General features: G+C 58.7%; 17 protein-coding genes, 2 tRNA genes and 1 pseudogene. 1 reads left to right on the forward strand and 19 read right to left on the reverse strand.

The annotated features are described in order from the left end of the window. Positions 1–125 precede the first annotated feature (125 nt). The 15 genes from pnp to rlmE all read right to left on the reverse strand — a co-directional run bounded on the left by pnp (position 126) and on the right by rlmE (position 15,462). Positions 126–2,231 (reverse strand): polyribonucleotide nucleotidyltransferase, encoded by a 2,106-nt coding sequence (gene pnp, locus J3P93_RS23540; RefSeq protein ID WP_090281714.1) that lies wholly within the window; start codon positions 2,229–2,231, stop codon positions 126–128. Positions 2,232–2,435: 204 nt separating this feature from the next. Next, entirely contained in the window at positions 2,436–2,705 is a 270-nt protein-coding gene (gene rpsO, locus J3P93_RS23545; RefSeq protein WP_011332409.1) for a 30S ribosomal protein S15, read from the reverse strand. Positions 2,706–2,849: 144 nt separating this feature from the next. After that, positions 2,850–3,767, reverse strand: a complete 918-nt coding sequence (truB, locus tag J3P93_RS23550) for a tRNA pseudouridine(55) synthase TruB (RefSeq protein WP_203420702.1) — start codon at positions 3,765–3,767, stop codon at positions 2,850–2,852. Between the two features lie 4 nt (positions 3,768–3,771). Further along, positions 3,772–4,173 carry a 30S ribosome-binding factor RbfA gene (gene rbfA, locus J3P93_RS23555; RefSeq protein ID WP_016771753.1) on the reverse strand — a complete coding sequence of 134 codons (402 nt, stop codon included), beginning with the start codon at positions 4,171–4,173 and terminating at the stop codon, positions 3,772–3,774. A 159-nt stretch (positions 4,174–4,332) separates the two neighbouring features. Beyond that, a complete protein-coding gene (gene infB / locus J3P93_RS23560) occupies positions 4,333–6,861 on the reverse strand; it encodes a translation initiation factor IF-2 (protein WP_434592443.1) in 2,529 nt (842 codons plus the stop codon). Between the two features lie 27 nt (positions 6,862–6,888). Further along, entirely contained in the window at positions 6,889–8,370 is a 1,482-nt protein-coding gene (gene nusA / locus J3P93_RS23565; protein WP_186618636.1) for a transcription termination factor NusA, read from the reverse strand. A 47-nt stretch (positions 8,371–8,417) separates the two neighbouring features. After that, positions 8,418–8,876 carry a ribosome maturation factor RimP gene (gene rimP / locus J3P93_RS23570; protein ID WP_434592446.1) on the reverse strand — a complete coding sequence of 153 codons (459 nt, stop codon included), beginning with the start codon at positions 8,874–8,876 and terminating at the stop codon, positions 8,418–8,420. 139 nt (positions 8,877–9,015) lie between these two features. Further along, positions 9,016–9,092 (reverse strand) — tRNA-Met (locus tag J3P93_RS23575). A 97-nt stretch (positions 9,093–9,189) separates the two neighbouring features. Continuing rightward, positions 9,190–9,275: transfer RNA gene (locus tag J3P93_RS23580), tRNA-Leu, on the reverse strand. A 22-nt stretch (positions 9,276–9,297) separates the two neighbouring features. Continuing rightward, a complete protein-coding gene (gene secG / locus J3P93_RS23585) occupies positions 9,298–9,684 on the reverse strand; it encodes a preprotein translocase subunit SecG (RefSeq protein WP_027610782.1) in 387 nt (128 codons plus the stop codon). Between the two features lie 4 nt (positions 9,685–9,688). Continuing rightward, the gene (gene tpiA / locus J3P93_RS23590; protein WP_434592448.1) at positions 9,689–10,444 is read right to left on the reverse strand and encodes a triose-phosphate isomerase; all 756 of its coding nucleotides are present in this window, start codon (positions 10,442–10,444) and stop codon (positions 9,689–9,691) included. A 65-nt stretch (positions 10,445–10,509) separates the two neighbouring features. After that, complete coding sequence (gene glmM / locus J3P93_RS23595) at positions 10,510–11,847, reverse strand: phosphoglucosamine mutase (RefSeq protein WP_434592450.1); 1,338 nt, start codon at positions 11,845–11,847, stop codon at positions 10,510–10,512. A gap of 16 nt (positions 11,848–11,863) precedes the next feature. After that, positions 11,864–12,715 (reverse strand): dihydropteroate synthase, encoded by an 852-nt coding sequence (folP, locus tag J3P93_RS23600; RefSeq protein WP_206415522.1) that lies wholly within the window; start codon positions 12,713–12,715, stop codon positions 11,864–11,866. An 8-nt stretch (positions 12,716–12,723) separates the two neighbouring features. Next, positions 12,724–14,631 carry an ATP-dependent zinc metalloprotease FtsH gene (gene ftsH / locus J3P93_RS23605; RefSeq protein ID WP_090281707.1) on the reverse strand — a complete coding sequence of 636 codons (1,908 nt, stop codon included), beginning with the start codon at positions 14,629–14,631 and terminating at the stop codon, positions 12,724–12,726. Between the two features lie 201 nt (positions 14,632–14,832). Next, on the reverse strand, positions 14,833–15,462 hold the full coding sequence (gene rlmE / locus J3P93_RS23610) for a 23S rRNA (uridine(2552)-2'-O)-methyltransferase RlmE (protein WP_090281706.1): 630 nt from the start codon (positions 15,460–15,462) through the stop codon (positions 14,833–14,835). A gap of 101 nt (positions 15,463–15,563) precedes the next feature. Between rlmE and J3P93_RS23615 the strand changes: the two genes are divergently transcribed. After that, on the forward strand, positions 15,564–15,872 hold the full coding sequence (locus J3P93_RS23615; protein WP_003221534.1) for a YhbY family RNA-binding protein: 309 nt from the start codon (positions 15,564–15,566) through the stop codon (positions 15,870–15,872). Positions 15,873–15,881: 9 nt separating this feature from the next. Here J3P93_RS23615 and J3P93_RS23620 read toward each other — a convergent pair. The 4 genes and pseudogenes from J3P93_RS23620 to carA form a co-directional block, all read right to left on the reverse strand. Then, positions 15,882–16,285, reverse strand: a pseudogene (locus J3P93_RS23620) (MFS transporter). 28 nt (positions 16,286–16,313) lie between these two features. Beyond that, entirely contained in the window at positions 16,314–16,790 is a 477-nt protein-coding gene (greA, locus tag J3P93_RS23625; RefSeq protein WP_090288417.1) for a transcription elongation factor GreA, read from the reverse strand. 2 nt (positions 16,791–16,792) lie between these two features. Further along, a complete protein-coding gene (gene carB / locus J3P93_RS23630; RefSeq protein ID WP_039759558.1) occupies positions 16,793–20,014 on the reverse strand; it encodes a carbamoyl-phosphate synthase large subunit in 3,222 nt (1,073 codons plus the stop codon). Positions 20,015–20,138: 124 nt separating this feature from the next. After that, positions 20,139–21,275, reverse strand: a complete 1,137-nt coding sequence (gene carA, locus J3P93_RS23635; RefSeq protein ID WP_434592456.1) for a glutamine-hydrolyzing carbamoyl-phosphate synthase small subunit — start codon at positions 21,273–21,275, stop codon at positions 20,139–20,141. Positions 21,276–21,368 lie beyond the last annotated feature (93 nt).

Genomic DNA, 21,368 nt, shown 5'->3' on the forward strand with positions numbered 1-21,368 from the left:
GGCTAAAACTAGCACCGCTGTTGGGGTCCGGCAACTTCGCAGAATGTCCGGGTATTTCGCGGGCAAAAAAATGCCCCGCCGTTTGCACGGCGGGGCATTTTCGTTGCACTAAGGCTGGCGGGTGATTAAACGCCCGAAGCCTTGGCAGCTGCCACGTCTTTGATGGACAGCTTGATACGGCCGCGGTTGTCCACGTCCAGTACCAGCACTTCCACTTCCTGGCCTTCTTTCAGAATGTCGGTGACTTTCTCTACGCGAGCGTCGCTCAGCATCGAGATGTGCACCAGACCGTCCTTGCCCGGCAGGATGTTGACGAACGCGCCGAAGTCGACGATGCGCTCAACCTTGCCGACGTAGATCTTGCCGATCTCGGCTTCGGCGGTGATGCCCAGAACGCGCTGACGAGCAGCTTCAGCAGCTTCCTTGGTTTCGCCGAAGATCTTGATCGAACCGTCGTCTTCGATGTCGATCGAAGCCTTGGTTTCCTCGCAGATCGCACGGATGGTAGCGCCACCTTTACCGATAACGTCACGGATTTTGTCGGTGTCGATTTTCATCGCGATCATGGTCGGTGCGTTGGCCGACAGCTCGGTACGCGACTGGCCGATGATCTGGTTCATCTGACCGAGGATGTTCAGGCGCGCTTCCAGGGCCTGGCCCAGAGCGATCTCCATGATTTCTTCGGTGATGCCTTTGATCTTGATGTCCATCTGCAGCGCAGTTACGCCTTTGGCGGTACCGGCTACCTTGAAGTCCATGTCGCCGAGGTGGTCTTCGTCACCGAGGATGTCGGTCAGGACGGCGAACTTCTCGCCTTCTTTAACCAGACCCATGGCGATACCGGCAACCGGTGCCTTCATCGGTACACCGGCGTCCATCAGGGCCAGGGAAGCGCCGCAGACGGAAGCCATCGAGCTCGAACCGTTGGATTCGGTGATTTCCGACACCACACGGATGGTGTACGGGAACACGTCAGCGGCTGGCAGCATGGCCGAAACCGAACGACGGGCCAGACGGCCGTGACCGATTTCGCGACGACCGGCACCACCCATGCGACCACACTCGCCTACCGAGAACGGCGGGAAGTTGTAGTGCAGCATGAACGGGTCTTTTTTCTCGCCTTCCAGGGTGTCCAGCAGTTGTGCATCACGGGCGGTGCCCAGTGTTGCAACGACCAGCGCCTGGGTTTCACCGCGGGTGAACAGTGCCGAACCGTGAGTCTTCGGCAGAACGCCGACTTCGATGTTCAGCGGACGTACGGTGCGGGTGTCGCGGCCGTCGATACGTGGCTTGCCGTTGACGATGTTTTCGCGAACGGTGCGGTATTCGATTTCGCCGAAAGCAGCTTTGACTTCAGCAGCCGAAGGCTGGCCTTCTTCGCCGGACAGCTTGGCAACCACCTGGTCACGCAACTCGCCCAGACGCGCATAGCGGTCGGCCTTGATGGTGATGGTGTAAGCCTGGGAGATCGCGTCGCCGAACTCGGCACGGATCGCGCCCAGCAGCTCGGTGGCTTCTGGCTGTGGAGCCCAGTTCCAGGTTGGCTTGGCAGCTTCAGCGGCCAGTTCTTTAACAGCGTTGATCACCACCTGGAACTCGTCGTGAGCAAACAGTACCGCGCCCAGCATCTGGTCTTCGGTCAGCTCTTTGGCTTCCGATTCAACCATCAGCACGGCGTCGGAAGTACCGGCAACGACCATGTCCAGGCTCGAAGCGGCTTGCTGTTCGTAAGTCGGGTTCAGCAGGTAGCCGGTGCTTTCATGGAAAGCCACGCGCGCGGCGCCGATCGGGCCGTCGAATGGAATGCCGGAAATGGCCAGGGCAGCCGAGGTACCGATCATCGCAGCGATGTCCGGATCGGTCTTCTTGCTGGTGGAAACGACGGTGCAGACAACCTGCACTTCGTTCATGAAGCCTTCAGGAAACAGCGGACGGATCGGACGGTCGATCAGTCGGGAAGTCAGGGTTTCTTTCTCGGAAGGACGGCCTTCACGCTTGAAGAAACCACCAGGGATCTTGCCGGCAGCGTAAGTCTTTTCCTGGTAGTGAACGGACAGAGGGAAAAAGCCCTTGCCCGGATCGGCTTGCTTGGCACCGACAACGGTCACCAATACGCTGACATCGTCGTCAACGGTGACCAGCACTGCGCCGGAGGCCTGACGGGCGATACGGCCAGTCTCGAGGGTAACGGTCGACTGACCGAACTGGAATTTTTTGATTACCGGGTTCACGGTGTCCTACCTTCTTTGTGGCTCTTGGGGGAAACGGTTTCTTGCGAATTCTTGGGCAATCTCGGGAATCGGCCCGATGTGGATTGTCCGGGTGCTACAGGTAAAGCCATGCCGCAGATAAAACTTGAGGCTGGGAGCCTGCAAGGCGCCAGCGGCGAACCGCTGAAGACTTGCAGACAACCAACCTCATAGCGCAATCGCTGATTAGCGACGCAGACCCAGGCGAGCGATCAGAGCGCTGTAACGGCTCACGTCCTTGCCTTTCAGGTAGTCCAGCAGCTTGCGACGCTGGTTTACCATGCGGATCAGACCACGACGGGAGTGGTGATCTTTACCGTTGGCCTTGAAGTGACCTTGCAGTTTGTTGATGTTGGCGGTCAGCAGTGCAACTTGCACTTCTGGCGAACCAGTGTCACCAACAGCTTGCTGGTAGTCAGCAACGATTTGAGCTTTTTCTTGAACGTCGAGAGCCATGAGGCAATCCTTCCTTATCAGGAAACTGTTTCAAAGAAACAGTTTCAACAGGCCAGGGACAAATCCCTGTATCTATAAATGAGTCGTGACCGTGCCTGTTGACAGCCACACTCGCCGACCTGCTGTGACACAGGCCGGTTCCGGTCATTCCGACCGAATCAAGCGACGTGGCGCAATGCGCCCGTCTTCGCTCACTTCACCGATGCCGATGAAGCGACCATTGTGATCCTGTACCCGTACCATGCCGAACTTCGGAGCATCCGGGGCACGTACCGGCTGGCCGTTGAGCCAGTAGAACGCGCTCGCTTCCGAGAAGTGCAGCAACGGCCAATCCTGCAGGCCGCTGTCCGATGGCATCAAAAAGCGATCAACCGCTTCGTTGCCACCTTCGGCATGTACCGCTTCCAGCTCTTCGAGGGTCACCGTCTGCGCGAGGGTGAAAGGCCCGGCCTGGGTACGGCGCAATTCTGCGACGTACGCACCACAACCGAGTTGCTCACCGATATCCTCCACCAGGGTGCGGATATAGGTGCCCTTGCTGCAGTCCACCGCAAGACGCGCAGTATCGCCTTCGAAGGCCAGCAATTCCAAGCGCGCAATAGTAACAGAACGCGGTTCGCGCTCCACTACTTCGCCTGCACGGGCCAGCTTGTACAGCGGCTGGCCATCACGCTTGAGCGCCGAGTACATCGGCGGTATCTGACTGATTTGACCGCGAAAATTCGGCAAAACCGCTTCGACATCGGCGCGACCAACGGTCACCGGACGCTCCTGCAAAACCTCACCTTCGGCATCCGCCGTGGTGGTGGTTTTGCCCAGTTGCGCCAGCGTTTCGTAACCCTTGTCGGAATCGAGCAGGTACTGCGAGAACTTGGTCGCTTCACCGAAGCACAACGGCAGCACGCCGGTGGCCAGCGGGTCGAGGCTGCCGGTGTGACCGGCCTTCTCGGCATTGAGCAGCCAGCGCACCTTCTGCAACGCGGCGTTGGAGGTGAACCCCAACGGCTTGTCGAGCAGGATGATGCCACTGACGTTACGACGGATACGTTTGACCTGAGCCACCGAGTTACTCCTTGGTGTCTTCAGGTGCAGGCGCCGCGACGTGCTGATTGTCTTCAGCCACAGCGCGCTCGATCAACGCCGACAAATGCGCGCCACGCACGACGGATTCGTCGTAGTGGAAATGCAATTGCGGCACGCTGCGCAGCTTCATTTCACGGGCCAGTTGCATGCGCAGGAAACCTGCGGCGGCATTCAGCACCTTGATGCTTTGCGCGATGTCTTCGGCGTTGTCCTGCCCCATCACGGTGATGAAGATCTTCGCGTGACCGACGTCACGGGAGACTTCCACTGCGGTGATGGTGACCAGACCCACGCGCGGGTCTTTGACTTCGCGACGGATCAGTTGAGCCAGCTCGCGCTGCATCTGATCGCCGATACGTTGGGTACGGCTGTATTCTTTTGCCATGATTTGTTACCTGTTACTGCCCAGCGGTGAAACCCGCAAGGTCTGAAAGCGGCAAACGCCCGGCCTGACAAATGCCAGACCGGGCGTTGCGTTTAGAGTCCGGACGCTGCACCGCGCATTTGCATGCTACGGCGCATCGTGGCCCTTGAAGTGCACGAGTCAGAGGCTGCGAGCAACCTGAACCTTCTCGAAGACTTCGATCTTGTCGCCGACTTTGACGTCGTTGTAGCTCTTCACGCCGATACCGCATTCCATGCCGGCACGTACTTCGGAAGCGTCATCCTTGAAGCGGCGCAGGGATTCCAGCTCGCCTTCGAAGATAACGATGTCTTCACGCAGTACACGGATCGGACGGTTACGGTGCACAACACCTTCGATCACCATGCAACCGGCGATCGCGCCAAACTTCGGCGAACGGAACACGTCACGCACTTCGGCCACACCCAGGATGTTCTCGCGAACATCGCTGCCGAGCATGCCGGTCAGGGCTTTCTTGACGTCTTCGATGATGTCGTAGATCACGTTGTAGTAACGCATGTCCAGACCTTCCTGCTCGACGATCTTGCGTGCGCCAGCATCGGCACGCACGTTGAAGCCGAACAGTACAGCGTTGGAAGCCAGTGCCAGGTTGGCATCGGATTCGGTGATACCACCGACGCCGCCGCCCACTACGCGCACTTGAACTTCGTCGTTGCCCAGGCCATTCAAGGCGCCGTTCAACGCTTCCAGCGAACCACGGACGTCGGATTTGAGGACGATGTTGAGCGTCTTCTTCTCGGCCTGACCCATGTTTTCGAAGATGTTTTCCAGCTTGCCGGCGTGAGCGCGAGCCAGTTTGACTTCGCGGAACTTGCCTTGACGGAACAGAGCCACTTCACGGGCTTTCTTCTCGTCGGCAACCACGCTCATCTCGTCGCCAGCGTCCGGGGTACCGTCCAGGCCGAGGATTTCGACAGGGATGGAAGGACCGGCTTCCTTGATCGGCTTGCCGTTCTCGTCGAGCATGGCACGCACGCGGCCGTAGTTCGAACCGACCAGGACCATGTCGCCTTGGCGCAGGGTACCGTCCTGAACCAGCACGGTGGCTACCGGGCCACGACCTTTGTCGAGACGCGATTCAACCACCACACCACGGCCAGGAGCCGATGGAGTGGCTTTGAGTTCGAGCACTTCGGCCTGCAGCAGGACGGCTTCAAGCAGCTCGTCCACGCCAGTACCCATTTTGGCGGATACCGGAACGAATGGTGTGTCGCCACCCCAATCTTCGGAGGTCACGCCGTGAACCGACAGTTCGCTGCGGATGCGATCGAGATCGGCGCCCGGCTTGTCGATCTTGTTCACTGCAACCACCAGCGGCACGCCAGCTGCCTGAGCATGCTGGACCGCTTCGATGGTTTGCGGCATCACGCCGTCGTCGGCTGCAACCACGAGGATCACGATGTCGGTCGCCTTGGCACCACGGGCACGCATTGCGGTAAACGCAGCGTGACCCGGGGTGTCGAGGAAGGTGACCATGCCGCGATCAGTCTCAACGTGGTACGCGCCGATGTGCTGGGTGATACCGCCGGCTTCGCCAGCAGCTACCTTGGCACGACGGATGTAGTCGAGCAGGGACGTCTTACCGTGGTCAACGTGGCCCATTACGGTCACGACTGGCGCACGGGAGAACGACTCACCTTCAAACTTCAGGGATTCGGCCAGGGAATCTTCCAGGGCTGTGTCGCTGACCAGGGTCACTTTGTGGCCCAGTTCTTCGGCTACCAGTTGAGCAGTTTCCTGATCAAGCACCTGGTTGATGGTCGCTGGGGTACCCAGTTTGAACATGAACTTGATGATTTCAGCCGCTTTGACCGACATCTGATTGGCCAGATCGCCAACCGTGATGGTCTCGCCGATCTGCACATCACGCACGACAGGGCCGGTAGGGCTCTGGAAACCGTGGGCGTTGCGCTTCTTCAGCTTGGCCTTGCCGCGACCGCCGCGACGGAAGCCATCGCTTTCTTCGTCGGTAGTACGTGGCGCCACGCGTGGAGCCGGGGCTTTTTCCTTGACCGATGCGCGATGCGGAGCGTTCTTACGCTCGCCATCACCACCGCCGCTGCGACGATTGTTGTCGTCGGCACGCGGTTTGTCCGGACGGCGCTGTTCGTTCTGCTTGTTGCGAACGTCAGCAGACGGCGCTGGAGCAGCAGCCACCGGCGCGCTTTCGCGCACAGGCTCGGCCACAGCAGCCGGTGCCGCAACGGCGTCGCTGGCAACGGCTTGCGCAGCAGCAGGCTGGCGACGCGCTTCTTCTTCGGCGCGCAGCTTGGCTTCTTCTTCAGCCTTCTGACGGGCAGCATTTTCTACTGCGCGACGCTCATCCAGTTCACGCTTGCGCTCGGCTTCGATTTCTTCCGGGCTGCGCTGTACGAAAACTTTCTTCTTGCGAACTTCTACGCTGATGCTCTTGCTACCAGCCACCCGCAGGGTGCTGGTGGTTTTACGCTGCAGCGTGATCTTGCGTGGTTCTTCCACTTTCGCCTTGTGGCTGCTTTTCAAGTGAGTCAGCAGGGACTGCTTCTCACTGTCAGTCACATTTTCGTCGGCGGCGGTGTGCGGCAGACCTGCCTCACGCATCTGCTGCAACAGGCGCTCTACCGGTGTTTTGACCTCATCGGCCAGTTGTTTCACCGTGACTTGCGTCATGCACTTCTCTCCTCAGGCCGCGCCTAATTACTCGAACCAGTGGGCTCGGGCGGCCATGATCAACTTGCCGGCACGATCATCGTCAATGCCGTCGATGTCGAGCAGGTCGTCAATAGACTGCTCGGCCAGGTCTTCGCGGGTAATTACGCCGCGCACCGCCAGTTCCATCGCCAAATCCTTGTCCATACCCTCAAGCGAGAGCAGGTCTTCGGCCGGATGGGCGTCTGCCAGCTTTTCCTCAGTAGCGATGGCTTTGGTCAACAAACGATCCTTGGCACGAGCGCGAAGCTCGTTGACGATGTCCTCGTCAAAGCCGTCGATGTTGAGCATCTCCTCCACCGGTACGTAGGCAATCTCTTCCAGGCTGGTGAAGCCTTCGTCAACCAGCACCTGCGCCAGCTCTTCGTCGACTTCCAGCTCGTCGATGAAGTTGCGCAGGATGTCGCCGGTTTCCGCTTGCTGCTTGGCCTGGATGTCCGATTCGGTCATCACGTTCAGGGTCCAGCCAGTCAACTGGCTGGCCAGACGCACGTTCTGACCACCGCGACCAATGGCCTGAGCCAGGTTATCTGCGCCAACGGCGATGTCCATGGCATGGGCATCTTCGTCGACGATAATTGCCGCAACCTCGGCCGGGGACATGGCGTTGATCACGAACTGGGCCGGGTTATCGTCCCACAGCACGATGTCAACACGCTCGCCGCCCAACTCGCCCGACACTGCCTGAACGCGCGAACCGCGCATACCAATGCAAGCGCCCTGCGGGTCGATGCGTTTGTCCTTGGAGCGAACGGCGATCTTGGCGCGCGAACCCGGATCACGGGACGCTGCCATGACTTCGATGAGGCCTTCGGCAATCTCCGGCACTTCGATGCGGAACAGCTCGATCAGCATTTCCGGCGCGGTACGCGACAGGATCAGCTGCGGGCCGCGGTTCTCGGTGCGGATTTCCTTGAGCAGCGCACGCAGACGCACGCCGACACGGAAGGTTTCGCGAGAAATGATGTCTTCACGGGCCAGCAACGCTTCAGCGTTGTTGCCCAGATCGACAATCACGTTGTCGCGGGTAACTTTTTTCACGGTGCCGGAGATGATTTCTCCCAGGCGCTCGCGATAGGCGTCAACCACTTGAGCGCGCTCGGCTTCACGAACTTTCTGCACGATGACCTGCTTGGCAGTCTGTGCAGCGATGCGGCCGAACTCGATGGATTCGATTTTTTCTTCGACGACGTCGCCGACCTTGGCACCCGGATGCGTTTCGGCAACCTTGCTTGGCCAGGTCTCGATGGCCGGATCGTCGAGATCATTCTCTTCGACGACCGTCCAGCGACGGAAGGTTTCGTAGGCACCGGTGTGGCGGTTGATTTCCACACGCAGGTCCACTTCGTCTTCAAAACGCTTCTTGGTAGCAGTGGCCAGAGCCAGCTCCAGCGCTTCAAAAATTACGCTTGCCGGTACACCCTTTTCATTGGATACCGACTCAACAACCAGCAGTACTTCTTTGCTCATCGTACGCCTCGCCTTTCGCAAGCCATTGGATCCGCGGGATCCGCGTCTCAGTCAAAACTGGGAATAATGTTGGCCTTGTCGATCATATCGATCGGCAACAGGAATTCATGGTCATCTACCTGCACCACGACGTCCTGCTCTTCTACACCGCGCAGAAGGCCCTGAAAGTTGCGTCGACCGTCAAAAGGCGAGCGCAGCTTGATCTTCACTTGTTCACCAACGAACTGGGCGAACTGCTCAAGAGTGAACAGTGGGCGCTCCATGCCTGGCGAGGAAACTTCAAGGGTGTATTCAACGGAGATTGGATCTTCAACATCCAGTACACCGCTGATCTGACGGCTGACAATGGCGCAATCGTCCACCAGCACGCCGCCCTCTTTATCGATATAAACGCGCAACATCGAGTGCCGACCCTGAGCCGAAAACTCGATACCCCAGCATTCATAGCCCAGGGCCACGACCACCGGGGCCAGCAAGGCCTGCAACTCTTCTAGCTTGCTCGACACCTGAACCCCCTAGTGCATGATATGTGCATGCTTTGCAAAATAAAAAAATGGGCATAACGCCCATCCTTGAAACGCCGTCGAACAGCGGCGTTGAAAGTGTCCAGCTAACAAAAAGCCCCTGAAAAGGGGCTCCTTAAACTGGTTGCGGGGGCCGGATTTGAACCGACGACCTTCGGGTTATGAGCCCGACGAGCTACCAGACTGCTCCACCCCGCGACAAAGCTGGGGCGGAAGTATACGACCGATCCCTTATAGGGTCAATGTAACCTTCCACCTGCAAGAAAGCCCGCAACAGCGGGCTCTCCTGACTAATTGGTACCGAGAAGGGGACTCGAACCCCTACACCCTATGGGCACAACCACCTCAAGGTTGCGTGTCTACCAATTCCACCACCTCGGCAAAACTACATTTGAAACTCTTCTTACTTCTGCTCTTGAGCTGGAGGTACGTCAGTCGCTGGAGTAGCCGACTTTTGCTCTTGAAGCACCGGGACATCATCAGAAGCCGGTTGTTGTTGCTTAGGTACTTCCAACACTGCTGGATCTGGCAAACCTGCTTGAGTCAGCTGATGAGCCTTCTCTTTAGCAAAGTAACCTAACCCCAAGCTGGTTATGAAGAAACCGGCGGCAAGTATAGCAGTAAACTTACTAAGAAAGGTAGAGGAACCTTGGCTTCCGAACACAGTATTTGAAGCACCTGCTCCGAAAGACGCGCCAGCGTCCGCACCCTTACCCTGCTGCAGCAAAACCAGAGCAACTACGCCCAATGCACCCAGCAGATGAAAAACGACTACGACTGTTTCCAGCATTTTCTCAGTTTCCCGCGGCGCGACAGATCGCACCGAACTCATCTGCATTCAGGGAAGCTCCACCAATGAGCCCCCCATCGATATCCGGCATGCCGAACAGTTCGGCCGCATTGGCCGCCTTCACGCTGCCGCCGTATAGAAGCCGCACACCTCGTGCGACTTCAGAATTCTCTGCCGCCAACTGCTCGCGAATGGCTTTATGCACATCCTGAGCCTGTTGCGGCGTTGCAGTCAGTCCGGTACCAATGGCCCAGACAGGCTCGTAAGCAATGACTGCCTTGGCAAAGGCACCTACACCCAGCTCCTCAATGATGCTGCCCAGCTGACGCCCGACAACCTCAAGAGTTTTACCGGCTTCGCGCTGCTCGAGGGTTTCCCCTATACACAACACCGGAATCAAGCCACATGCCTGTGCCGCTGCGAACTTGCGATTCAGCATCCCGTCGCGCTCGCCCATTATCTGGCGGCGTTCGGAGTGCCCGACAAGCACCAGGGAACAACCTGCATCCACCAACTGACTGGGAGCAATCTCACCGGTCAGCGCACCTTGCATGGCTTCCACCGCAGAATTCTGCGCGCCGATCGAAATCGACTTGCCTTTCAAGCCATCAATCACTTGATTGATATGCAAGCAAGGCGGGAATACCGCGACATCAACACCGCTTGGCAAGGCCAGATGACGAAGGCCGTTGATCAGCTCAGCGACGCTGGCGCGGGTACCGTGCATCTTCCAGTTACCAGCTACCATAGGGCGACGCATGCTGTACCTCGTCGGTCAAAGTGGGCGCAGATGTTACCCAAGAGAATGAAGGCTGGCAAGCCGAATCAGGCAGAAACTTCAGTTACCAGTTTTGCCAGTTCTTCGGCATAGCCGCGAACCTGAGTTTCGTCTTCGCCTTCGACCATTACGCGCACCAAAGGCTCTGTTCCCGACTTGCGCAAAAGCACTCGACCACGACCGGCCATTGCCTGGGTTACACGCGCACTCGCCTCTTTGACAGCCGGGTGCTCCAGTGGGCTTTCGCCGCCACCGAAACGCACGTTGATCAGCACTTGAGGACATTTGCGCAGCGCCTGGCGCGTTTGCGCCAGACCTTCGTTGCGGGCCTTCAGCGCCATCAGCACCTGCAACGCCGCGATGATCGCATCACCGGTGGTGGTGTGATTGAAGCACACGACATGCCCCGAGTTCTCGCCACCCACCAGCCAGTTGCGCTCAAGCAGTTCGGCGATCACATAGCGGTCACCGACATTGGCCCGAATAAACGGGATCGACAGATCGGCAAGCGCCAGCTCAAGACCCAGATTACTCATCAGGGTGCCAACCACGCCGCCCTGCAACTTGCCGCGCTCATGCAGATCACGGGCGATGATGAACAGCAAATCGTCGCCATCGACAATGGTGCCGGTGTGATCGACCATCAGAACGCGATCGCCGTCACCATCGAACGCGATGCCCAGATCGGCGTGTTCAGCCAACACCGCGGCCTGCAACGGGCCCATGTGGGTCGAACCACAGTTATCGTTGATGTTCAGCCCGTTAGGCTGCGCCGACAGCACGACCACTTCTGCGCCCAGCTCACGGAATACGCTTGGCGCAACCTTATAGGTCGCGCCGTGTGCGCAATCAATGACAATCTTCATACCGGAAAAACTGGTGCCGGTTGGCACACTGCTTTTGCAGAATTCGATGTAACGGCCGGACGCATCGTTGATTCGCGACACTTTGCCGATCTTGCTCGACTCAACCACGGTCATCGGCGTGTCGAGCAATTCTTCGATCATCAGCTCCAGTTCATCTGGCAGTTTGGTGCCTTTGCCGGAGAAGAACTTGATGCCGTTATCGTCGTGCGGGTTGTGCGAAGCACTGATCACGATCCCGGCCTCGGCCTGGAATGTGCGCGACAGATAGGCAATCGCCGGGGTCGGCATCGGACCGAGCAACATCACATCGGCGCCTGCCGATGTCAGGCCCGCCTCGAGTGCCGATTCGAACATGTATCCGGAAATACGCGTGTCCTTGCCGACCAGCACCTTGCAGGCACCCATCTTGCGGAACGCCATGCCAGCAGCCCAGCCAAGCTTGAGCATGAAATCAGGAGTAATCGGGTATTCACCGACCCGGCCACGAATGCCGTCGGTACCAAAGTATTTTTTGCTCATAAGCGCTCCATCATTCTTATTCGGCTGATTCTACGGCCGCGATCATCCGCACGACGTCTACCGTTTCCGCCACATCATGGACGCGCAATATACACGCACCTTTTACCGATGCCAGCGCAGCAAGGGCCAGACCGCCATGAAGACGCTCGCCCACGGGGCGATTCAAGGCCTGGCCGATCATGCTCTTTCGCGAAACACCCACAAGCAATGGCCTGCCCAACGCATGCAGAGCTTCCATGTGCTTGAACAAGCTTAGATTGTGCTGCAGGGTTTTGGCGAAACCGAAACCGGGATCGAGAATGATCCGCTCGGCAGGAATGCCAGCGGCTGCACACTGCGCCATGCGCTCGGCAAGAAACTCGCCGACTTCGCGTGTGACATCCTGGTACTGCGGGTTGTCCTGCATGTTTCCAGGCTCGCCGAGCATGTGCATCAGACACACCGGCAAACCGGTAGCCGCCGCTGCATCCAGCGCACCATCGCGCTGCAGCGAACGGACATCATTGATCAGGCCGGCGCCGAGTCGCGCGGTTTCGCGCATGACCGCTGGCGTCGAGGTATCGACCGAGATGATCACATCGAGCTCTCGATTGATCAGCTCGACGATCGGCGCTACGCGCTCCAGTTCTTCCAGCGGCGACACCGCTCTTGCCCCAGGGCGCGTGGACTCACCACCGACATCGATCAGCGTCGCGCCGGCAGCCACCATGGCTTCAGCGTGACGCAATGCAGCGTCCAGCTGGCTGTATTGGCCGCCGTCGGAAAAGGAATCGGGAGTGACATTGAGAATGCCCATGACATGTGTCCGGGCCAAATCAAGAACCCGGTTGCCGCAAGGCAACCGGGTCAGGGACTGTACAGAAGTCATTTCAAGCCTTAAACGTCAGCAGCCGGACCGCCAATCGGTGTTTCCGGACGCTCGTCACGGACAACTGGTGGTGGCGGAGTACCTGTGCCACCTGTCCAGTCACGCGGCTCGCGAGGTGTACGCCCCGCCATGATGTCGTCGATCTGCTCAGCGTCGATCGTTTCGTACTTCATCAGCGCGTCGGCCATCGCATCGAGCTTGTCGCGATTGTCGGTCAGGATCTGCTTGGCAGTGCCGTAGCAGTGATCGATGATGCTGCGCACTTCGGAGTCGATCAGCTTGGCAGTCTCACCCGAGAAGCTCGCTGCCTGACCACCGCCGCCGCGACCGAGGAACACTTCGCCTTCCTCTTCTGCATACATCAACGGGCCAAGTTTTTCCGACAAGCCCCACTTGGTGACCATGTTCCGTGCGATCTGACTGGCACGCATGATGTCGTTGGAGGCACCGGTGGTGACACCGTCGAAGCCAAGGGTCATCTCTTCAGCAATACGACCACCGTACAGCGAGCAGATCTGACTGATCAGCGCACGCTTGGACAGGCTGTAGCGATCTTCTTCCGGAAGGAACATGGTCACACCCAGCGCACGACCGCGCGGGATGATCGAGACCTTGTAGACCGGATCATGCTCAGGCACTACCCGACCAACAATGGCGTGGCCTGCTTCGTGATAAGCGGTGTTCTGTTTTTCCTTCTCGGACATGACCATCGATTTGCGCTCAGCGCCCATCATGATCTTGTCTTTGGCCAGCTCGAACTCTTTCATCTCGACGATGCGCTTGCCGCTGCGTGCAGCGAACAGCGAGGCTTCGTTGACCAGGTTGGCCAGGTCGGCACCGGAGAAGCCCGGTGTACCACGCGCGATCACCGCTGGAGCAACGTCGTCGCCCATTGGCACTTTACGCATGTGGACCTTGAGAATCTGCTCGCGACCACGGATGTCTGGCAAGCCAACCACCACTTGACGGTCGAAACGGCCGGGACGCAGCAGTGCCGGGTCGAGTACGTCCGGACGGTTGGTTGCAGCGATGACAATGATGCCATCGTTCATTTCGAAGCCATCCATCTCCACCAGCAACTGGTTGAGAGTCTGCTCACGCTCGTCGTGACCACCGCCCATGCCGGCGCCACGGTGGCGACCAACGGCGTCGATTTCGTCGATGAAGATGATGCACGGGGCGTGCTTCTTGGCCTGCTCGAACATGTCACGAACACGGCTGGCACCGACACCGACAAACATCTCGACGAAGTCAGAACCGGAAATGGTGAAGAACGGCACCTTGGCTTCGCCGGCAATCGCCTTGGCCAGCAAGGTTTTACCGGTACCCGGAGGACCGACCATCAGCACGCCACGAGGAATGCGGCCGCCCAGACGCTGGAATTTGCCCGGATCACGCAGGAACTCGACGAGCTCGCCGACTTCTTCCTTGGCTTCGTCGCAACCGGCGACGTCAGCCAATGTGGTTTTCACCTGATCTTCGGAGAGCAGGCGCGCCTTGCTCTTGCCAAAGCTCATCGGCCCGCCCTTGCCACCGGCACCGCCCTGCATCTGGCGCATGAAGAACATGAACACCGCGATGATCACCAGGATCGGGAAGCTGGCTACCAGCAGTTGAGTCCAGATGCTTTGCTGCTCAGGCTGCTTGCCTTCAACCACGACATGGTTGTCGACCAGATCGCCGATCAGGCCATTGTCCTGAATGGCCGGACGAATAGTCTTGAAGCTGTCGCCATCGGTGCGCTTGCCGGTAATCACATAACCATCAACGGCGACGCGCTCGACCTTGCCATCCTTGACCTGCTGGATGAAGTCGGAATAGTTGAGGGTCTGCGGCTCGTTAGGGCTGGAGAAGTTGTTCATCACCGTCACCAGGACAGCCGCGATGATCAACCACAGGATCAGATTCTTTGCCATATCGTTCAATTAACTACCCTCTGAAGCAAGCTCCGCTACTGGCGCGCGCTTCGCATGATATTCACCGGCCTAACTTACTACATTACCTACAACTCTGGCAGGCGCCGTCTGTAACCCTTTGTGAAACACTTTCCACACAATATTCGTTTATGCACGCGGGGCAAAATATGAAAAAGCTATCGCCCCGCTGAAAAACCACATTTATTCGCCGTTGCCACGGTAGCCCCAAGCCAGCATATATTGCTCGCGGGAGCTGCCACGCGAAGAATCCGGCTTGATCATCTGGATCTTGTCGAATTTGCGACGAGCATCCTTCAAGTAAACGTCGAAACCTTCGCCCTGAAAAATCTTGATGACGAAATTGCCACCAGGCTTGAGTATCCGTTCCGCCAGGTCCAGTGCCAGCTCGCACAGGAACATGGCCTTGGGCATATCCACTTCAGGCGTACCACTCATATTGGGGGCCATATCGGAAATCACAAGGTCCACCTGCGAATTACCGACAGCCTCGAGGATTCGGCCGAGCACTGAGTCCTCGGTAAAGTCCCCATGAATGAAGGTGACGTCTGGAATGCTGTCCATTTCGAGGATGTCCGAGGCGATCAAACGCCCCTGACCACCGATCAGTCGACTGGTGACCTGCGACCAGCCACCGGGCGCCGCGCCCAGGTCGACAACGCTCATGCCCGGACGGATCAGTTTGTATTTCTCCTGGATTTCCAGAAGCTTGTAACTCGCACGCGAGCGGTAGCCATCCTTCTGCGCCTGCTTCACATAAGGATCGTTGACATGTCTTTTCAGCCAACCAAGGCTTGTCTTGGAACGCGCCATTGGGCACCTCGATAATAAGGGTCGTGATTAGTTGGGCGGATCCACGAACCCTCGGGTAAAATGGCCGCCATTTTACAGAATCCAGACGAAAGGGTCAGATTATGCCGCTCACTCCAGAGCAGAAGAAACAGTACAAATCCATTGGCCACCATCTGAAACCAGTTCTGACTGTGGCTGACAACGGTCTGACTGAAGGTGTGCTAGCCGAACTCGAACGCGCCCTGGCGGATCACGAGCTGATCAAGATCAAGCTCAACATCCTCGATCGCGAGTCGCGCCTGGCGCACATCGCAGAACTGTGCAAGGTCGGCAAAGCGGACCTGGTACAGGTCATCGGCAAGATGGCACTGGTGTATCGCAAGAACTTCAGCGTCAACAAGCAGCTGTCGAACGTTCATCGTTTCAAGTGATGACAAGGGTCAAGGGTGTGCTTCGCGCACCCTGCCACTCCAGCCCGGCACCGGCTGCATGACCAGCACCAGCCCGGAAAACCCCAGCACCAGATAACTGAACACCTGCCAGCGCTGCGCATCCGGCCAGCCAACACGCACGGCGACATACATCGCACACGCGTATAACGCCATCATCAGCACCTGTCCGCGAAAATCCCGCCATAGACTGCCAGGGCCCTCGGCCTGTACAGCACCAAAGCCTGAAAGATCACGCAGACTGCAGCGAAACCCACGACCAGCACTTCAAAGGCGCTGGCGACTTCGTCGATCAGCAGCGGCGCCAGGCCAATCTGGCCCAACGCCGGCTGCAAACCGAGATGAATCAACCATAGCCCGCCGACCCACAGCATCTGGGCCAGCTGCCAGAGCATGGCGCCCGCATGCAGCGGGCGCCTTCTTTCAGATGTGACGAACTTCGACAATCTCGTACTCGATCACGCCGCTTGGCGTTTTGACGGCGACTACGTCACCCTCTTCCTTGCCAATCAAGGCACGGGCCAACGGCGAGCCGACCGAAATCTTGCCGAGTTTGAAGTCAGCTTCATCCTCACCCACGATCTGGTAAGTGACGCTTTCATCCGTCTCGACATTGGCGATGTCTACGGTCGTGCCGAAAATCACCTTGCCCGTGTGCGGGATGGTGGTGACATCAATGACGACCTGATTCTGAATCCGGCCTTCGATGTCGCGAATTCGCGCCTCGACCATGCCCTGCTGCTCGCGGGCAGCATGGTATTCAGCATTTTCCTTCAAGTCACCCAACTCGCGGGCCGTACCGATGTCCTGGCTGAGCTTCGGACGGACGACCTTGGTCAGGTGAGCGTGTTCTTCTTCCAGGGCGCGAGCGCCCTGAACAGTCATTGGGTACTTGGTTATGCTCATGCCTTCAATCCTGCGTGTAGATCCTGCAAGCGACGCACGGTCTTTTCCGGACCGAATTTCAGCGCTTCGCAGATCGCTTCGCCCGCAGCAATGGTGGTGGTGCAGTAGATCTTGTGCTGCAGGGCATTGCGACGAATGGAGTACGAATCGGCGATCGACTGACGACCCTCGGTGGTGTTGATGATCAGCGTGACTTCGTCATTCTTGATCATGTCGACCACGTGCGGACGACCCTCGGTCACCTTGTTTACGCGGCGCACTTTCAGGCCTGCGGCTTCGATCAGCTTGGCAGTGCCGGCAGTGGCAACCACTTCGAAACCCAAGTTGATCAGATCACGGGCCACGCCTGCAACCAGTGGCTTGTCGTCGTCACGTACGCTGATGAACGCAGTACCGCCGGTCGGCAGCACTTCGCTGGCGCCCATCTGAGCCTTGGCGAACGCTTCACCGAAGGTGTCGCCGACGCCCATCACTTCACCGGTCGACTTCATCTCTGGGCCGAGGATCGGGTCAACGCCAGGGAATTTGGCGAACGGGAATACCGCCTCTTTCACGCTGTAGAAGTTCGGAATGATTTCCTTGGTGAAGCCGATCTCTTTCAGAGTCTTACCGGCCATCACGCGCGCAGCGATCATCGCCAGGGAAACACCGATGCACTTGGACACGAACGGCACGGTACGCGAAGCGCGCGGGTTGACTTCGATGACGTAGATGTCTTCGCCCTGCAAGGCCAATTGCACGTTCATCAGGCCGACAACGCCCAGTTCCAGAGCCATTTTCTTGACCTGTTCGCGCATCTCGTCCTGGATGTGCGCCGGCAGCGAGTACGGCGGCAGCGAGCACGCGGAGTCACCGGAGTGAACGCCCGCCTGTTCGATGTGCTGCATGATCGCGCCGATTACTACGTCTTTGCCGTCGCAGACCGCGTCCACGTCCATTTCAATGGCGCAGTTGAGGAAGTGGTCGAGCAGCACCGGGCTGTCGTTCGACACTTGCACCGCGTCACGCAGGTAGCGCTTGAGCTCGTCTTCCTTGTAGACGATCTCCATCGCACGGCCGCCCAGTACGTAGGACGGACGCACAACCAACGGGTAACCGATTTTCGCGGCAGCGCGAACAGCTTCGTCTTCACTGCGCACGGTGGCGTTCGGTGGCTGACGCAGGTTCAGGCGCTCAACCATTTGCTGGAAGCGCTCGCGGTCTTCGGCGCGGTCGATGGCGTCAGGGCTGGTGCCGATAATCGGCACGCCAGCGGCTTCCAGCGCGCGAGCCAGTTTCAGCGGGGTCTGGCCGCCGTACTGGACGATCACACCTTTCGGCTTCTCGACGCGGCAGATTTCCAGCACGTCTTCCAGAGTCACTGGTTCGAAGTACAGACGGTCGGAGGTGTCGTAGTCGGTGGAAACGGTTTCCGGGTTGCAGTTGACCATGATGGTTTCGTAGCCGTCTTCGCGCAGAGCGAGAGCGGCGTGAACGCAGCAGTAGTCGAACTCGATGCCCTGGCCGATACGGTTCGGACCGCCGCCCAGAATCATGATCTTGTCGCGCCCGGACGGCGCGGCTTCGCACTCTTCTTCGTACGTCGAGTAGAGGTAAGCGGTGTCGGTGGCGAACTCGGCGGCGCAGGTGTCGACGCGCTTGTAGACCGGGAACACTTCGAGTTTCTGACGGTGCGTGCGCAGGTTCTTCTCGGTCACACCCAGCAGCTTGGCCAGACGCTGATCGGAGAAGCCTTTGCGCTTGAGCTTGAACATGAGGTCGCGGTCGATCGAAGACAGACCAAGGGTCTTGACCTTCTCTTCGTCCTTGATCAGGTCTTCGATCTGCACCAGGAACCATGGGTCGATCATGTTCATGCCGAAGATGTCTTCGACCGACAGACCGGCGCGGAACGCGTCAGCCACGTACCAGATACGCTCGGCGCCCGGCACGGTCAGCTCGCGCTTGAGCACGCTCATGCTTTCCGGGTTGCTCAGGTCGAGCTTCTCGTCCAGACCGCAAACGCCGACTTCCAGACCGCGCAGGGCTTTCTGCAGGGATTCCTGGAACGTCCGACCGATGGCCATGACTTCACCCACCGACTTCATCTGAGTGGTCAGGCGTGCGTCAGCCTTGGCGAATTTCTCGAAGGCGAAGCGTGGCAGCTTGGTCACGACGTAGTCGATCGACGGTTCGAAGGACGCCGGGGTCTTGCCGCCGGTGATGTCGTTCGACAGTTCGTCGAGGGTGTAACCCACAGCCAGTTTGGCCGCGACTTTGGCGATCGGGAAACCGGTGGCTTTCGAAGCCAGCGCCGAGGAACGCGATACCCGCGGGTTCATCTCGATCACGACCATACGGCCAGTGTTCGGGCAGATACCGAACTGCACGTTGGAACCGCCGGTTTCAACGCCGATCTCGCGCAGTACCGCCAGCGAGGCGTTACGCAGGATCTGGTATTCCTTGTCGGTCAGCGTCTGTGCCGGCGCAACGGTGATCGAGTCGCCGGTGTGCACGCCCATCGGGTCGAAGTTTTCGATTGAGCAGACGATGATGCAGTTGTCCTTTTTGTCGCGGACAACTTCCATTTCGTATTCTTTCCAGCCGATCAGCGATTCGTCGATCAGCAGCTCTTTGGTCGGCGACAGGTCCAGACCACGGGCGCAGATTTCTTCGAATTCTTCACGGTTGTATGCGATACCACCACCGGTGCCGCCCATGGTGAAGGACGGACGGATGATGCACGGGAAGCCCAGCGTCTCGAGGACGGCGTTGGCTTCTTCCATGCTGTGCGCGATGCCGGAGCGCGGGCACGCCAGGCCGATGGATTTCATCGCCTTGTCGAAACGCGAACGGTCTTCAGCCTTGTCGATGGTGTCGGCGTTGGCGCCGATCATTTCCACGCCGAACTTCTCCAGAACGCCTTCGCGCTCCAGGTCCAGTGCGCAGTTCAGAGCGGTCTGGCCGCCCATGGTTGGCAGGACGGCGTCCGGACGTTCTTTCTCGATGATCTTGGCAACGGTCTGCCACTTGATCGGCTCAATGTAAGTGGCGTCGGCCATGTCCGGGTCGGTCATGATCGTGGCCGGGTTGGAGTTCACCAGGATGACACGGTAACCCTCTTCGCGCAGGGCTTTGCAGGCCTGGGCGCCGGAGTAGTCGAATTCGCAGGCCTGGCCGATAACGATCGGGCCAGCGCCGAGAATCAGGATGCTTTTAATGTCTGTACGTTTTGGCATGGGTTGTCACTCAAATCCGCAGGTCAGTCGGCAAGCCGTCTTGATCGATTTCTGAAGTCCCGAAGGGGCCACCGGTGCCGGGGCCGCCCTCGAGGGCTTCTCTCTACAGTCTCAAGGCGAACGCTTAGCGTCGCTTGGCCATCTCGTTGATGAAGCGGTCGAACAGTGGCGCGACGTCGTTCGGGCCCGGGCTCGCTTCAGGGTGGCCCTGGAAGCTGAACGCGCTCTTGTCGGTGCGCTCGATGCCTTGCAGGGTGCCGTCGAACAGCGATTTGTGGATCGCGCGCACGTTGCCCGGCAGGGTGGCTTCGTCGACCGCAAAACCGTGGTTCTGGCTGGTGATCATCACAACGCCGTTGTCCAGATCCTGCACCGGGTGGTTGGCACCGTGGTGGCCGTGGCCCATTTTCACGGTCTTGGCGCCGGAGGCCAGAGCCAGCAGCTGGTGACCGAGGCAGATGCCGAAGACCGGAATTTCGGTTTCCAGCACGTCCTTGATCGCCTGGATCGCGTAGTCGCATGGCTCCGGATCACCCGGGCCGTTGGACAGGAACACGCCGTCCGGCTTCAGCGCCAGGACATCGGCAGCCGGGGTCTGGGCAGGCACAACGGTGACGCGGCAGCCACGCTCGACCAGCATGCGCAGGATGTTGACCTTGACGCCGTAGTCAAAGGCCACCACGTGATACGGCAGCTCGGAAGCGTCGATGGTCGCGTGGCTGTCGGTTTTCAGATCCCAGACCGTCGAGCGCCATTCGTATTGGGTCTTGGTGCTGACGACCTTTGCCAGGTCCATGCCCTTCAGGCCCGGGAAGCCTTGCGCAGCGGCGATGGCGGCTTCTTCGGAGATGTTGTCACCGGCCATGATGCAGCCGTTCTGCGCGCCCTTTTCACGCAGGATGCGGGTCAGGCGACGGGTGTCGATACCGGCGATCGCCACGACGTTGTTGGCTTTCAGGTAATCGGACAGCGACATCGTGTTACGCCAGTTGCTCGCTACCAGTGGCAGGTCACGGATGACCAGGCCAGCGGACCATACGCGGTCGGACTCGGCGTCTTCCGGCGTGGTGCCGGTGTTGCCGATGTGCGGGTAAGTCAGGGTAACGATCTGTTGGGCGTAGGAAGGATCGGTAAGGATTTCCTGATAGCCGGTCATTGCGGTGTTGAACACCACCTCACCAACGGTCTGACCGTCGGCTCCAATGGCTTCGCCGCGAAAAATGCTGCCATCAGCAAGGGCAAGTATGGCTGGCTTAGTCAAGAAGACCTCCCGTAAATAACGCATGAAAGGGCGATCGCAGGTTGTAAAAAAGCGGAGTGACGTATGGACACGTCACCCCGCTTCTTCACTGAA

Origin of the sequence: Pseudomonas sp. R3-57 (assembly GCF_051132065.1) — a bacterium.
Lineage (GTDB): Bacteria > Pseudomonadota > Gammaproteobacteria > Pseudomonadales > Pseudomonadaceae > Aquipseudomonas.

Excerpts from the sequence above, each read along its gene's own strand:
- rpsO (WP_011332409.1), bottom strand. The coding sequence starts at position 2,705 with ATGGCTCTCGACGTTCAAGAAAAAGCTCAAATCGTTGCTGACTACCAG.
- rbfA (WP_016771753.1), bottom strand. The coding sequence starts at position 4,173 with ATGGCAAAAGAATACAGCCGTACCCAACGTATCGGCGATCAGATGCAG.
- infB (WP_434592443.1), bottom strand. The coding sequence starts at position 6,861 with ATGACGCAAGTCACGGTGAAACAACTGGCCGATGAGGTCAAAACACCG.
- nusA (WP_186618636.1), bottom strand. The coding sequence starts at position 8,370 with ATGAGCAAAGAAGTACTGCTGGTTGTTGAGTCGGTATCCAATGAAAAG.
- secG (WP_027610782.1), bottom strand. The coding sequence starts at position 9,684 with ATGCTGGAAACAGTCGTAGTCGTTTTTCATCTGCTGGGTGCATTGGGC.
- tpiA (WP_434592448.1), bottom strand. The coding sequence starts at position 10,444 with ATGCGTCGCCCTATGGTAGCTGGTAACTGGAAGATGCACGGTACCCGC.
- glmM (WP_434592450.1), bottom strand. The coding sequence starts at position 11,847 with ATGAGCAAAAAATACTTTGGTACCGACGGCATTCGTGGCCGGGTCGGT.
- folP (WP_206415522.1), bottom strand. The coding sequence starts at position 12,715 with ATGACTTCTGTACAGTCCCTGACCCGGTTGCCTTGCGGCAACCGGGTT.
- ftsH (WP_090281707.1), bottom strand. The coding sequence starts at position 14,631 with ATGGCAAAGAATCTGATCCTGTGGTTGATCATCGCGGCTGTCCTGGTG.
- rlmE (WP_090281706.1), bottom strand. The coding sequence starts at position 15,462 with ATGGCGCGTTCCAAGACAAGCCTTGGTTGGCTGAAAAGACATGTCAAC.
- J3P93_RS23615 (WP_003221534.1), top strand. The coding sequence starts at position 15,564 with ATGCCGCTCACTCCAGAGCAGAAGAAACAGTACAAATCCATTGGCCAC.
- carB (WP_039759558.1), bottom strand. The coding sequence starts at position 20,014 with ATGCCAAAACGTACAGACATTAAAAGCATCCTGATTCTCGGCGCTGGC.